This is a genomic window from Rhodopseudomonas telluris, assembly GCF_042432815.1.
Classification (GTDB): Bacteria; Pseudomonadota; Alphaproteobacteria; order Rhizobiales; family Xanthobacteraceae; genus Rhodopseudomonas; species Rhodopseudomonas telluris.
The window spans coordinates 136,936-150,270 of record NZ_JBHLWM010000005.1; the positions used below are offsets into that span (position 1 = coordinate 136,936).

Sequence of the window (13,335 nt, forward strand, 5' to 3'; positions counted from 1 at the left end):
TCAGATGCGGCCGGTTTCGGCCGGATCATTCAGCAACTGCTGCAGCCGCGCGTGCTCTTCGGCGTTGAGCGGCACCGGAGTGGCGGCTTCGGCGGCGCGACCGCGCCGACGGATGTGCAGCCACAGCGCCAGCCCGCCGCCGATCAGCACCAGCGGCGGGATCAGCCACAGGATCAGGGTGTGCGCCTCAAAGCGCGGCTTCAGCAGCACGAATTCGCCATAGCGGGCGACCAGATAATCGAGCACCTGCTTGTTGCTGTCGCCGGCGGCAATGCGTTCGCGCACAAGCAGACGCAGATCCTTGGCGAGCGTCGCGTCGGAGTCGTCGATCGACTGGTTCTGGCACACCATGCAGCGCAGCTCGCGCGACAGCTCGCGCGCGCGGGCTTCCTTCGCCGGATCGGCCATCACCTCGTCGGGCTGCACCGCATAAGCGAGCGGCGTGGAGCAAGCCACAGCGAGCACGATCCCGAGCGCGGCGATCAGCTTGCGCATCGCCTTACTCCGCGGGTTGCAGCGCGCGCTGCGGCTTGGCGGGCTTTGGCGCGCCGACGCGAAGCCGGCGGTCGGACAGCGACAGCAATCCACCGAACGCCATCAGCAGCGGGCCGTACCAGATCAGCAGCACCAGCGGCTTGTGATAGATCCGCACCGTTACGGCGCCTTCGGCATTGATATCGCCGAGCGAGACGTAGAGCTGGCTGAAGCCGCGACTCATCAGCGCCGCCTCGGTGGTCGAGGTGCCGCGGGTCGAGAAGCTTCGCTTCGACGGCGTCATCACGCCGAGCGGTTTGCCGGCCTCGCTGACCGAGAACACGGTCTGCAATTCGCGATAGTTCGGCCCCTGCCGCTGCACCGCGCCTTCGAATTTCAGGTCGTAGCCGGCGAGCCGCGCGGCATCGCCTTCCTTCATCGCGGCGATGTGCTCGCTGTTCCAGGTGGTTTCGCAAACGATGCCGATCAGCGCCACGCCGAGACCGGCATGCGCGAACATCGTGCCCCACGCCGAACGCGGCAGGCCGCTGGCGCGGCGCCAGGCGATACGCGGTGAATTGCGCAGCAGCCCGGTGCGCTCGACGATATCGACCAGCGCGCCGATGATCACGAACACCGCAAGCCCGATCGCCAGCGGCGCCAACACGGCACCGCCCGTCGTCCAAGCGAACACGAACGCGATGGCGACGAGCGCGACCACGCCGGCGGCGATCAGCCGCTGTGCCGCGCCGAGCAGGTCGCCGCGCTTCCAGGCCAGCAGCGGCCCGAACGGCACCGCCAGCATCAGCGGCACCATCAGCGGCCCGAAGGTGAGATTGAAGAACGGCGCGCCGACCGAGATCTTGTCGCCGGTGACGACTTCCAGCGCCAGCGGATACAGCGTGCCGACGAACACCGTGGCGCAGGCGGTGGTGAGGAACAGATTGTTCAGCACCAGCGCGCCTTCGCGCGAGATCGGCGCGAACAGCCCGCCCTGCTTCAGCGACGACGCGCGCCAGGCGAACAGCGACAGGCTGCCGCCGATGAACACGCACAGGATCATCAGAATGAACACGCCGCGCGACGGGTCGGTGGCGAAGGCATGCACCGAAGTGAGCACGCCGGAGCGGACCAGGAAGGTGCCGAGCAGCGACAGCGAGAAGGTCAGGATCGATAAGAGGATGGTCCAGACCTTCAGCGCGTTTCGCTTCTCCATCACCAGCGCGGAGTGCAGCAGCGCGGTACCGGCGAGCCACGGCATCAGCGAGGCGTTTTCGACCGGGTCCCAGAACCACCAGCCGCCCCAGCCGAGTTCGTAGTAGGCCCAGTACGAGCCCATCGCGATGCCGAGCGTCAGGAAGATCCAAGCCATCAGCGTCCACGGCCGCACCCAGCGTGCCCAGGCGGCGTCGAGCCGGCCTTCGATCAGCGCCGCGGCGGCGAACGAGAACGAGATCGAGAACCCGACATAGCCGAGGTAGAGCAGCGGCGGATGCACCGCGAGGCCGATGTCCTGCAGCACAGGATTGAGGTCGCGCCCCTCGATCGGCGGATTGGGAATGCGCAGGAACGGGTTCGAGGTGATCAGGATGAACAGATAGAACGCGCTGGCGATCCAGGCCTGCACCGCCAGAACATGGGCGCGCAGCGACAGCGGGAGGTTGTTGCCGAACAGCGCGACCATCCCGCCGAACAGCGCCAGGATCGACACCCACAGCAGCATCGAGCCTTCGTGGTTTCCCCACACGCCGGTGATCTTGTAGAGTAGCGGCTTGGCCGAATGCGAATTCTCGTAGACGTTCACCACCGAGAAGTCGGAGGTCACGTTCAGCCAGACCAACGCGGCGAACGACAGCGCGACGAACGCGAACTGCGCCAGCGCGCTGGAGCGCGCCACATTCATCAGCCCGCCGTCATTGAGCCGCGCGCCGAGGATCGGCACCGTCGACTGGATCAGCGCCAGCGCGAGCGCCAGCACTAGCGCATAGTGCCCGGCCTCGGCGATCACTTGCCCGGCTCCGCGGCGCTGGCGGAGGCGGCGCCGGATGGTTTCTTCTCGTAATCGTCCTTCCAGTGGCCCTGCTTCTTCAGCGCGTCGGCCACTTCCTTCGGCATATAGGTCTCGTCGTGCTTGGCCAGCACGGTGTCGGCCTTGAACACGCCGGTGTTGTCGAGCGCGCCTTCCGCCACCACACCCTGCCCTTCGCGGAACAGGTCGGGCAGGATTCCCTTGAACGCAACCGGTACGGCGGCTTCGCCGTCGGCGACCTTGAACGACACTGCGAGGTGATCGCCGCGCTGCAGCGAGCCGGGTTCGACCACGCCGCCGAGGCGGAAGCGCTTGCCGACGCCGATATGCTGTTCGAACACCATCTTGGGCGTCGAGAAGAACACGATCGAGCCGCGCAGCGCATTCAGCACCAGCCCCACCGCGATCGCGAGCACCACGCCCGCGCCGCCGATCATCAACAACCGCCGCTGCTTCCGCGTCATTGCCAGATCCTGTCCCGGCGCCGAAAATCGGCGCTTCGATCACGAGCGATGCTTGGCGCACAATTCTGTCGGAAAAACCGCACGCGCACCGATTTCGTCCTCACCCGTCGAGCCCGAGGTTCTTGAGACCCTCGTTGAGCTGCTTCAGCCGCTCGGCATTGCCGGCGACCGCCTGCCGTGCCTCGGCCTGCGCGCTCTTCGCTTTGTCGGCTTCGCCCAGCACCATATAGGCGCGCACCAGTCGCAGCCATCCTTCGACATCGTCGCCGTTCTGCTTCAAGCGCGTCGCGAGCTTGTCGACCATGCCGCGGATCATCGCACTGCGGTCGGCCTCGCTCATGGTCTTGGCGGACGCGATGGTTTCGTCGGGCAGCGCCGGCAGCGGCGTTCCCTCGACGCGCGCGACCTGCGCCTGCAGCATCGGCCGCCACGGCGCATCGGCGGGCGCCTTGTCCAGCATCGCGCGCCACATCGCGGCGGCGTCCTTCGGCCGGCCGTCCTGCTCGGCGGCGAGGCCGAGGAAGTAGCGCGCCTTCACGTCGTCGGCGTTCATCGCCACCGCGCGCTCGAACTCGGCCTTCGCCTCGGTGGTGACCACGCCGCCCGCCGCCATTGCCAGCACTTCGCCGAGATCGGCGTGGCGGTCGGCGGACTCGCCCGCATAGGTCAGCGAATTGCGATAGGCGCGCGCCGCATCGTCGAGCCGGCCGAGCTTGGTCAGCACCGGCGCCAGCACGGTCCAGCCGCGGCCGTCGCTCGGATTCTTTTCGAGATGCGCCTCGACCTGCGCGACCAGGTTTTCCAGCGGCTGCGACGCGCTTGCCGTCTTGGTGCGCTGCGCCAGCGGATCGTCGGCCATCATCGGCGAGCCGATCGGCAGATAGACGGCGAGTGCGAGCGCCGGCAGCCCGAGCAAGGCGAGCACCGCAACGCCGCGCCGCCAGCCGCGGCGCGAGGTCGCCGGCGCGGCGCGTTCGGCATCGGCGCTGGCCAGCAGCCGCCGGCCGATTTCGACCCGGGCCGCCGCCGCTTCCGCCGGCCCGATCAACCCGATCTGCGCGTCGCGATCGACCTCGGCGAGCTGGTCCTTGTAGACCGCCGCCTCGCTGCCCTCACGCTGCCGCGCCGCGCCGCGCCCGAGCGGCCACAGCACGGCAAACGCCGCGATGGCCGTCATGATCGCGAACACAAACCAGGGCGACATGGGTGAAGGGTTCCGGGGTGAAATGCGCGAGCGCCGGGTTGCGGCACGTTCAAAAACCGGCCGGGTTACACCATGGCAAGACCGGTGGCGCAATTGACATTTGCGACACCGGGATACGGCACTGCAGCACGCAAATCTTGATATGAATCAAGCGGCGAGATCAGCCTGCCCGCGCCGGCTTGCGCTCGACCACCACCATCGCGCTTTCGACCGCTCGCCGCATCAATTGCGCGTAGTCGTGGCCGAACAGCACTTCGCAGAACCGGATCGCAGCCAGCGCCTGCTGGTGGCGGAACGGCTTCACCCGCGGGTCGCAGCCGCGCAGCGACTGCACCAGCGCCTCGGTGGACTTCTCGACATATTGCTGCAGCTCCGAATAGGTCCGCAGCGTCATTTCATTGATCGCCAGTTCGCTGGCGTAGTTGCGGCAGATCGCCACGAAATCGATCAGCGCCGCAGCCTCGTCGACCTCGAGCTGGTCGATCCGGCTGTTGGCCGAGACCTCCTTGTCGGGCCGCTGCCGCAGCAGCCGCCGCACCCGGCCGGGCACGCTCTCGATCTCGGACTTCAGCGCATTCGAGATGTCGACCCGGATCGCCGCGAGACGCTTGCCCCAGGTCGAGTCGCTGCGCAGGTCGAGCTCGGTCCGCAGCCCGCGCACGCCGTCGTGGATCAGCTTCAGCTTCTCGGCGACGTTGGTGTAGTGGCCGCGCTTGAGCTCGTCGTGGAGATCGGCGGTGAGCTGGGCGAGATCATGGATCGCCATGGTGACGGCGACGCCATAGGGCGTGGCGGCCACCCGGATCTCGTCGTCGGAGCCGGCGACCTTGATGGCCAGCCGAACGATCTGCCAGGGCTGGGTCAGATGCTGCAGGATCATCGTCAGGGCGAACGGCAGCATGATCGGCGTCTGCAGCGCCGGCACGTTCAGCGCCCCGATCATCGAATTGACCTGCGAGTCGCCGAAGCTGCGCAGATTGGACGACAGCTTGCCGTCGAAGGTTTCCAGCGCCTCGCGATTGGCGAGCACAGCACCGACTCCCGGCAGGTCCTCGACCGTGGACGGAGGTCCGACCCGCGACATCGCCCGCTGCCGGTCGACACCCGGTTCCGGATTGATCACCTTCTCGATCGCCTCGGCGGCCGCGATCTGCAGCTTTCGCACCAGCCCGTCGACCTGGGCGGCACTGCCGCCGCGCAGGCCGATCAGACCGCCTTCGAATTCACGCACCGACGCCGGGATCGCCTCGCGCTCCAGCCACTGCCAGATCGAGGTCAGCGATCCGCGGCGGATCTGGCCGGGGCGCGGCTGCTGGTTGGTGTCGATCAGGAACGGTTCGAGCGCCCGGAACATCAGCCGCGCCGGATCTTCGGTGCGCGGCGCCGTATCCTCGTCGGACCCACGCACGATCTTGCGCAGTTCCTCCAGCACGAACCGCGCCACCGCGACATCGTCGCCACGCTCCAGCGCGCGTTCGAATTCGCGCATCAGCAACGCCTGCGACTGCGGCGGGAGCTGGGCGAGGTACTCCCTCAGCCGTTCGGTCGATGTCTGGCTCATGCGCCCGAAAATCTGCGTGCTTGCGGTTGCGTCGGCTGCACGGATGCTCGCCGGACACTGCCCTCAGAGATAACAGGCGCGATGTTAAGAAGGAGTTGAGGCGATCAGATAGCGGACCTGATTCAGGCTCCACATCAACCGCAAGGCACCCGCGCAAGCCGTTGACGAAGCGCGATAATCACGATGTGAAGCAGAACAACGAGGCGGCCTCAGCCGGCCGCCGTCCATGGGCCGTCATTGGTCCGACAGGCGGTGCCGCGGGCGATCTCGAGCTGGCCGCCGATCGTCACCATGTGAGAGAAGCCGCGGCAGGTGGCGCCCTGCTTGGCGTAGGCCGGACCCGGCACGATGTTGCCGTAGCGTCCGGAAGACGGGTTCTTCCACGGCACCGGCGCGCCGGATTCGCCATGGTCGAGCGCTTCAAGCTCGGCCGCATAGGCCAGCCGGCGGTCCTCTGCATTCAGGAGCGTGCCGATCTTCGGCCCGATCAGGCCGCCCATCGCGGCGCTGTCGACGGCCGCGGCTGCACCGTCGCCGGTGCGATCGGGACCGGCACGACCCAGGTCCGAGCCGACAGAGCTGGTAAAGGAATCCACCCGCGCATATAGGCCCGTGGTGCGGTCGCAGCCGGCCAACGCCAGCGAGCCGAACACCACCAGCAAAGCCGTCGGCTTCGCGAAGCAAGACTCTGTGCGCCGGCGCGTCGTCATCGCAATCCCCAACCGTTCCTGCGGGCGTCTTACACCGAAATTCCTAACGCCCAAGGCAACACCGGGAAATTTTGGCGCCGCTGTGGCAAGGCTGGATGCATTACGCCGCAGGCAGCCTCAGTTCCGCCCGCAGACCGCCGATCGGGGCGTGGCTGAGGGTCAGTTCGCCGCCATACAATGCGGCCAGATCGACCACGATGGCGAGACCGAGGCCGGAACCGGGCTTGCTCTCGTCGAGGCGCTTGCCGCGGCGGGCGACCTGCGCCCGTTCGGCCGCCGACAGGCCGCGGCCGTCGTCATCGACGATGATCCGCAGCAGCGCCGTCTCGCCGCGTTCGGCGGTCGCCTCGATGAACACCCGGCTGGCCGCCCATTTGCAGGCGTTGTCGACGAGGTTGCCGACCATCTCCTCGAGATCCTGTTTTTCGCCGCGGAATTTCAGGCCACCCGCGACCTCCGCCCGCACCTGGATCTCGCGGTCGCGGTGGATCTTCTCCATGGTCCGGCGCAGCGCCTCGATCACCGGCTCGACCTCAGTGATGGTGCCGACCACGGTGAGCCGCGCCGCGATCCGCGCCCGCTCCAGATGATGCGCCACCTGGCTGCGCATGATCTCGGCCTGCTCCAGCACCTTGGCGGCCAGCGGATCGCCGGGCCGTGCCGCGGCCTCGTTGACCAGCACCGATAGCGGCGTCTTGATCGCATGGGCGAGATTGCCGACATGGGTGCGCGAACGTTCGACGATCTCGCGGTTGGCTTCGATCAGCGCGTTGGTCTCGCGCGCCAGCGGCGCGATCTCGACCGGGAACTTGCCTTCCAGCCGCTCGGCGCGGCCGGAGCGGATGTCGGCGATCGAGTCGGAGATCCGCTTCAGCGGCGCGAGGCCGAACCGCACCTGGAAGATCGTGGTCAGCACCAGGCCGATCGACAGCGCCACGAAGGTGCCGGCCAGGTAGTAGTCGAAGGTCCGCGTCTCTTCGAAAATCTCGGTGGCGTCGCCGGCGACCGTCACGACGTATTTGCCGTCGGCGCCGAGATCGACCGGCCGCTCGACCATGCGCAAGGTCTGGCCTTCCGGCCCCTCGACATAGCCCTGGCGGACGCCGGACGGCCCGAGCTCGACGCCCTGATCCTCCAGACGCGGCAACTTGCGGTCCCACAGCGAGCGCGAGGCGCGCGGATCCATCTTGTCGGTGTCGGTGCGGACGATCTGCCAATACCAGCCGGACAGCGGCAGATCGAACAGCGGCTCGCCGATCGACTGAAACTGATCGGGCGCCGCGTCCGGCGTCGCGACTTCGGCGATGATGGTGCGCAGATAGAGATTGAGCCGGCGGTCGAAGGCGCGCTCGGAGCCCTGCCGGTACACCGAGGACAGCACGATGCCGGTGATCGCCAGGATCACCACGACCCAGGCGGTCGCCGACAGGAACAGCCGGGTGGCGAGCGAGCTGGCGCGGCGGCGCAGCGGTTGGGCGGAAGCGGCCGGGCTCACCATCAGCAGCCCGGCTTTCGCAGCGACGCCCTCGCCCGCCCGTTCACGGCCGGCTGCTGATCGCTTCGCCGGGCGGCGGCGACAGCAGATAGCCGAGGCCGCGCACGGTTTGGATGATATCGACGTCGAGCTTCTTGCGGATGCGGCCGACGAACACCTCGATGGTGTTGCTGTCGCGGTCGAAGTCCTGGTCGTAGAGATGCTCGACCAGCTCGGTGCGCGACACCACGCGGCCGGCATGGTGCATTAGATAGGCCAGCAGCCGATATTCGTGCGAGGTGAGCTTGACCGGATGGCCGCGGACGCTGACGCGGCCGGTGCGGGTATCGAGCGACACCGGGCCGCACACCAGTTCGGACTGCGCATGGCCGGCGCTCCGGCGCAGCAGCGCGCGGATCCGCGCCAGCACTTCCTCCAGATGGAATGGCTTGGCGACGTAGTCGTCGGCGCCGGCGTCGAAGCCCTGCACCTTGTCGCTCCAACGGTCGCGCGCGGTGAGGATCAGCACCGGCATCGCGCGCGCATTGCGGCGCCAGGCTTCGAGCACCGAGATGCCGTCCATCTTGGGCAGTCCGATGTCAAGCACCACGGCGTCGTACGGCTCGGTGTCGCCGAGAAAATGCCCTTCCTCGCCGTCGAAGGCGCGGTCCACCACGTAGCCGGCGTCGGTCAACGCGGTGGTAAGCTGGCGATTGAGATCAGGATCATCTTCGACGACGAGCAGCCGCACCTTCAACTCCGCTCTTTCGATTCACGGGCGATATTACCGTCGTGAACATGAGCGGCGGCGGCGTGAATGCGCGATGAACAACGCCGCCTCGTCCGTTACTTTTTCTTCACGACGGCTTTCACCAGCTTCTCGATCGCGCCGGGAGCGTCCTGCCCGGTGGCGGCGCAGACCTTCTCGCGCGTCCGGCCACTGACATAGACGCCTAGCACGCCGAACCGGAAAGCCCAATAGGTCGCCAGCAGCGCGGTGGCGCCGATCAGCGCGTTGACGGTTTGGATATCACCGGTCCAGAACTCGTGCACCAGAACGGTCCACAGTGCTGCACATTCCAGCGTCAGCTCCCACGCATAGGCCGGTCGCCACCAGCGCTGGATCGCGTCGCTGGATGCGATCTCGGCGCGGATCGTCGCATGGGTCTCGCTGATCGCCGTGCGCTGCGTCTCCGCTTCGGCCTGGATCGCCGCGGCCCAGCGCGCCTCGGCCTCAGCGATCTTGTCCGGATCGGCCGACGGCAACGAGGCCTGCACGGCCGCCGGCGTCGGCGCAGCGCCGACCACTTCGGACAGGATCTGACCGGCCGCGCCGCCGAGCGGACCGCCGAGCGCACTGCCCAGCATCGGCGCGCCGAGCGCGATCACCTGTTTGGCAAGGTCGCTCCACTCCATGATCAGCCCCTCCTGAGAGCGGCGGCCAGCGCCGCGATGAGTGTCGCCAGCCGGCCCGGCTGCGGGTGCGCCGCGGCCGGCGATGGCAAAGCCGAAGCCGAAGGTACCGGCGAACATGAAGGAGAAGCCGCGCGCCCGGCAGCCGGCCGGCCGGCCCGCACCGGCGCCAACGGCGGCGACGCCACGACCGGCACCTCGGCCAATGCCGCCTTCCAGCGCGCCAGCCAGGCCTGGCGCTGCGCCAGCCCGATCGTGCCGCCGTTCAGCCGCCGGGTGACACCCACGACGTCATCAGCTTTTGCAAATGATACGCATCCGCACGCCACGAAGTCGGCGACGCCGCACAGCAGGAAATAGCGCGGATCGTTGACGAGGTCCGGATCGCCGACCAGATCGAGCCCGGTCAGCGCGGCCAGCCGCGCGTAGCCCTCGCGCCCGGTGGTCTGCGCCGCACCCCGGCCGCGATACCGCCAGCCATCGTCGGAGCCGGGCGCGTTGCCCATCCGGCCGTTATAGACCTTGTTGGCGAGCGCCCGCGGATCATGCGCATAGGGCACGGCGGCGGCGAGCGTGCGAAATCGCGACGGCCACACCTGCCTCATCCGCGCCGCCGTGTAGTTCAGATTCTCGACGACCTCGCGCCCCGCCCCGCATTCGTGACTGAGCTGCGCCATCACATGCGCGACCAGCAGCGGCGAGGTCATCCCGAACCGCCCAAACACCTCATCCGCAGATGCGATCATACCAGCCCGCAGCCCGGGGATCCGACGGTCCCCGTCAGGCCACAGGCGCGACAAAGCGATGTCGAAAGACGACATGGGACGGCTCCACCAGGTGAGAAACTCGAAAATCGGCTGCGGAATACCGCATATAGCCCGTGCCTCTAAGCGGCCGAATGCAAGTCCGCATCAAGCACGCCAGCTCTCCGACAGGATGCCACTTAACAAAAGCGACGCGCGTGATTGCTTGGCCCAAGCGCCAGAATTACGAAGAACACGATCCAGCTACCACTCCGCGCCGGCTCCAAGCTGCGATCGATTTCTATCTATAGCCGCTTATCACTCAAAGCCTGCATTTTCTGAACCGCACCTATCACCCCGTCGGCAGAACATCTTGCAAGCAAAGCCCCCGGCTCTAGAGTGCACGAACACCATATTAGGGACGCACTATGAACTGCGATGCAGGTCTCGATCTTTTCGTGATGTCCAACGGATCGTTGGCTTGCGGCAAAACACAGCACAAAGATTGGATCGTCTACACTCCAAATATCAATTACTGGACAGACGTGTTTAACGGAGATGACGCCTCAAGTGTCCGAAAACGTCTTCGTGACAATCAGATGCCTTTTGGGGATGAATGTATTGGCTGCACAGTATTAAACGAAGCGCACCAAGCCCCGTCGCCGAGAACCAACCGCCCCTTCATTCACACACTTGAAGTCGAGCCGTCGGTCGCATGCAACATTTCCTGCACAGCCTGCGAAACCATTGAAAATCGCAAAAACTATCGGGTCGCACACAAGCACGGCCATACCATCCTCGACATCGACATATTTCGGAAGATCCTTGAAGATTTATCTACCCACGTGGACGTTGGAACGATCGAGTTCCAAGGCTGGGGTGAGCCAACGCTGAATCGCCGAATTGGCGATATGTCAAGAATTTCCAAATCTTGCTTCCCGAACGCCAAGGTTCAACTTGTCACTAACGCTCAAGGCAAACATCAAAACTGGAGCTTCGATCACGCATTCGACGCGATCGTCTACTCGGTCGATGGTGTCGACCAGCAATCATATTCTCAATACAGAGATGGAGCCAACTTCGATCAGGCACGCGAATATATGCGCACACAGATCGCGACAGCAAAAGCTGCCTCGAAATCGGTCAAGCACACTTGGAAATATATCGTCTTTGACCACACCGACTCCGACGAACAACTGACGAAACTTTTGAACTTTGCCAACGAAGCAGGGATTGACGAAATAAGACTTACTTTCACGCAGTACGGCCCTGTTTCGCGGCGCTTCTTCCCCGCCGCTCAGGTGCTGAGAAACATAACGAGCGATCGATCACTCTGCGACGTCAACGATACGATATCCTTTAGACGCGCCCTCGCGGAAATAGATAAAGCAGGCATACGACTACCGTTACCGAAGAGCTACTTCGACGCACCAGATGGAATGGTTACGTTTTCCGTCGTCATGAGCCCCGCGTCGAACATCAAAGCCAATGTGTCGATCATCAAGCAGCACCTAACGGACGGCAATATTGACGAAGCCCGACGATTTTTGGTTCGCGGCATGCTGATGCTTCATCGCCTATACGGATGCATCGGGTATCAATGGATATCACCAGAGGACCAACAGACTGCAGATGAGCTTGAAACCCTTTCGGCGACGATCCCTAAAGCCAAACTAGACGGCTTCTATAAATGCTACGCAGACCTGCGGCCCGATCGATTCCGAATAATTCAACTTACTGAGCAATGCCGCAACGATTCTGAGGCACAGCGACGCGTTGCGGAACTTGAAGCTGAGAACACAATTCTTCAAAAACAGCTGCAAGATCTGATCAATTCAAATTCTTGGAAAATAACTGCACCGATTAGAAAAATGAAAAAACTCATCTCGGGAGATCGATGACACGGCAAGAACATCAACGTTTAGGTATAGAATACACCTCCGATACAGATGACGTAGCCATTCCCGCCCAGAAACATTCCGTCATAGCGTTGTACCAGCCCGCCGCCGGGGCTGATCGAAACGCTCGCGCTAAAACCGGTTACAGCGCCTTCACGCCCGTAACCCGAATACGAGCCATTGGGCGCGCTCGGCAGTGAGAACGTGATGGCTGCGGCAGCCGTTCCCACAGAATTAATTGTAATCGTCGCACTCCAATCCACCCTGTTCCCGGTGATCGTATAAGTCCCGGTCGCGGTGGCGGCGCCGAGGGTGCCGGTTAGGGCGGCGACGACGGGGGTCCAGGTGGCGGTGATGGGGCGCGGGCCGGCGGCGATCGCCAGCCAGCGCGCGGCGCTGCCGTCGTAACGCAGCAGCGCCGCCTGTTTGCCGGGGATGACGAGGTTGCCGCCGAGCGCGAAGCGGTTGGCGGCGGCGGAGGCGGCGCTGTCGTCGCGCAGCGTCAGCGGCGAGCCGCCGACATTGATCAGCGTCAGCACCCGCCCCTCGGTGCCGCCGGCGAGCCCGGTGATGGCGCGCGCCGCGGTCGCCGAGAGCTGCAGCACCGCGGCGGCGCCGAGCCCGGCCGGCGCGTAGTCGTTCTGGTCGGCGGCGAGCGGCGGCGGCGCGACGATGCCGGTGAGCGACAGGCCGCGCGGCAGCGCCAGATTGGCGCTGGCCTGATCGATCACCAGCGCCTCGGCCCAGGCCGCGCCGTCCGGCGAGACCTTCAGTTTGAAGGCGCCGGAGCCGACCAGACCGAATTCGGCGCGGCCGGAGTAATTGTCCGAGAACACCACCGAGGCCGTGTTCGCCGCGGTCTCCTTGGCGAGCTGCAGGCGGACGTCGCCGTTGCCGCCGGCCGATGCGGCGATCGCAGCGAACAGCGCGGCGTTCGACTTGACGCTGAGCAGATTGGGCGACGCCGCCGTGGTGTTGACGCCGACATGGGCGGCGTTGTCGAGCGACAGCGGCAGGTCGCGCAGATCGCGCCAGCGCGCGCCGTCGAACACCAGCAGCACGTCGTCGGCGACCGACCAGACGCACCAGCCTTGTTTCGGCGCGAGGAACGCCCAGGCGCCGTCCTGCCAGGTCGCGATCGCCTGCGCCTGCCCGCTCCAGCCGCCGCCGGCGCCGGCCGCGACGATATGGCGTTCTCCCTCGGCCGGAGCCGCCGGCGGCGCGGTGCGGTTGCGATCGGCGACCGCGATCTGGATCGCCGCGTCGAGGATGCGCAGCGCCTCGTTGTGGGTGACGTGCTTCTGCGCCTGCGCGGCTTCGATCAGCGGCAGGCCGAGATTGGCGGTCGTGGTCATCGGCGTCTCT

12 protein-coding genes are annotated in these 13,335 nt (G+C 65.7%); 1 reads left to right on the forward strand and 11 read right to left on the reverse strand.

What is annotated here, in order from left to right; all coding sequences use genetic code 11:
* The 10 genes from ACFFJ6_RS12165 to ACFFJ6_RS12210 all read right to left on the reverse strand — a co-directional run bounded on the left by ACFFJ6_RS12165 (window position 1) and on the right by ACFFJ6_RS12210 (window position 10,150).
* Entirely contained in the window at window positions 1-495 is a 495-nt protein-coding gene (locus ACFFJ6_RS12165) for a cytochrome c-type biogenesis protein (protein ID WP_378387981.1), read from the reverse strand.
* Window positions 496-499: 4 nt separating this feature from the next.
* Entirely contained in the window at window positions 500-2,482 is a 1,983-nt protein-coding gene (locus ACFFJ6_RS12170; protein WP_378387983.1) for a heme lyase CcmF/NrfE family subunit, read from the reverse strand.
* On the reverse strand, window positions 2,479-2,967 hold the full coding sequence (gene ccmE, locus ACFFJ6_RS12175) for a cytochrome c maturation protein CcmE (RefSeq protein ID WP_378387985.1): 489 nt from the start codon (window positions 2,965-2,967) through the stop codon (window positions 2,479-2,481). Before ccmE ends, ACFFJ6_RS12170 begins: the two co-directional genes overlap by 4 nt.
* 100 nt (window positions 2,968-3,067) lie before the next feature.
* Window positions 3,068-4,171, reverse strand: coding sequence for a c-type cytochrome biogenesis protein CcmI (gene ccmI, locus ACFFJ6_RS12180; RefSeq protein WP_378387987.1), 1,104 nt, complete (start codon window positions 4,169-4,171; stop codon window positions 3,068-3,070).
* A 160-nt stretch (window positions 4,172-4,331) separates the two neighbouring features.
* Window positions 4,332-5,732 carry a hypothetical protein gene (locus ACFFJ6_RS12185; protein WP_378387989.1) on the reverse strand — a complete coding sequence of 467 codons (1,401 nt, stop codon included), beginning with the start codon at window positions 5,730-5,732 and terminating at the stop codon, window positions 4,332-4,334.
* Between the two features lie 209 nt (window positions 5,733-5,941).
* Window positions 5,942-6,442, reverse strand: coding sequence for an RT0821/Lpp0805 family surface protein (locus ACFFJ6_RS12190; RefSeq protein ID WP_378387991.1), 501 nt, complete (start codon window positions 6,440-6,442; stop codon window positions 5,942-5,944).
* A 100-nt stretch (window positions 6,443-6,542) separates the two neighbouring features.
* Window positions 6,543-7,940: a sensor histidine kinase gene (locus tag ACFFJ6_RS12195; protein ID WP_378387993.1), complete on the reverse strand. Its 1,398-nt coding sequence runs from the start codon at window positions 7,938-7,940 to the stop codon at window positions 6,543-6,545.
* A 40-nt stretch (window positions 7,941-7,980) separates the two neighbouring features.
* Window positions 7,981-8,667, reverse strand: coding sequence for a response regulator transcription factor (locus ACFFJ6_RS12200; RefSeq protein ID WP_378387995.1), 687 nt, complete (start codon window positions 8,665-8,667; stop codon window positions 7,981-7,983).
* Window positions 8,668-8,762: 95 nt separating this feature from the next.
* Window positions 8,763-9,332 carry a 3TM-type holin gene (locus ACFFJ6_RS12205; protein WP_378387997.1) on the reverse strand — a complete coding sequence of 190 codons (570 nt, stop codon included), beginning with the start codon at window positions 9,330-9,332 and terminating at the stop codon, window positions 8,763-8,765.
* Window positions 9,333-9,334: 2 nt separating this feature from the next.
* Complete coding sequence (locus ACFFJ6_RS12210) at window positions 9,335-10,150, reverse strand: glycoside hydrolase family 19 protein (RefSeq protein ID WP_378387999.1); 816 nt, start codon at window positions 10,148-10,150, stop codon at window positions 9,335-9,337.
* A 350-nt stretch (window positions 10,151-10,500) separates the two neighbouring features.
* On the opposite strand from ACFFJ6_RS12210, the gene ACFFJ6_RS12215 reads away from it, so the two are divergent.
* A complete protein-coding gene (locus ACFFJ6_RS12215; RefSeq protein WP_378388001.1) occupies window positions 10,501-11,973 on the forward strand; it encodes a hypothetical protein in 1,473 nt (490 codons plus the stop codon).
* A 20-nt stretch (window positions 11,974-11,993) separates the two neighbouring features.
* Here ACFFJ6_RS12215 and ACFFJ6_RS12220 read toward each other — a convergent pair whose 3' ends face one another.
* Complete coding sequence (locus tag ACFFJ6_RS12220; protein ID WP_378388003.1) at window positions 11,994-13,325, reverse strand: DUF2793 domain-containing protein; 1,332 nt, start codon at window positions 13,323-13,325, stop codon at window positions 11,994-11,996.
* Window positions 13,326-13,335: the final 10 nt, after the last annotated feature.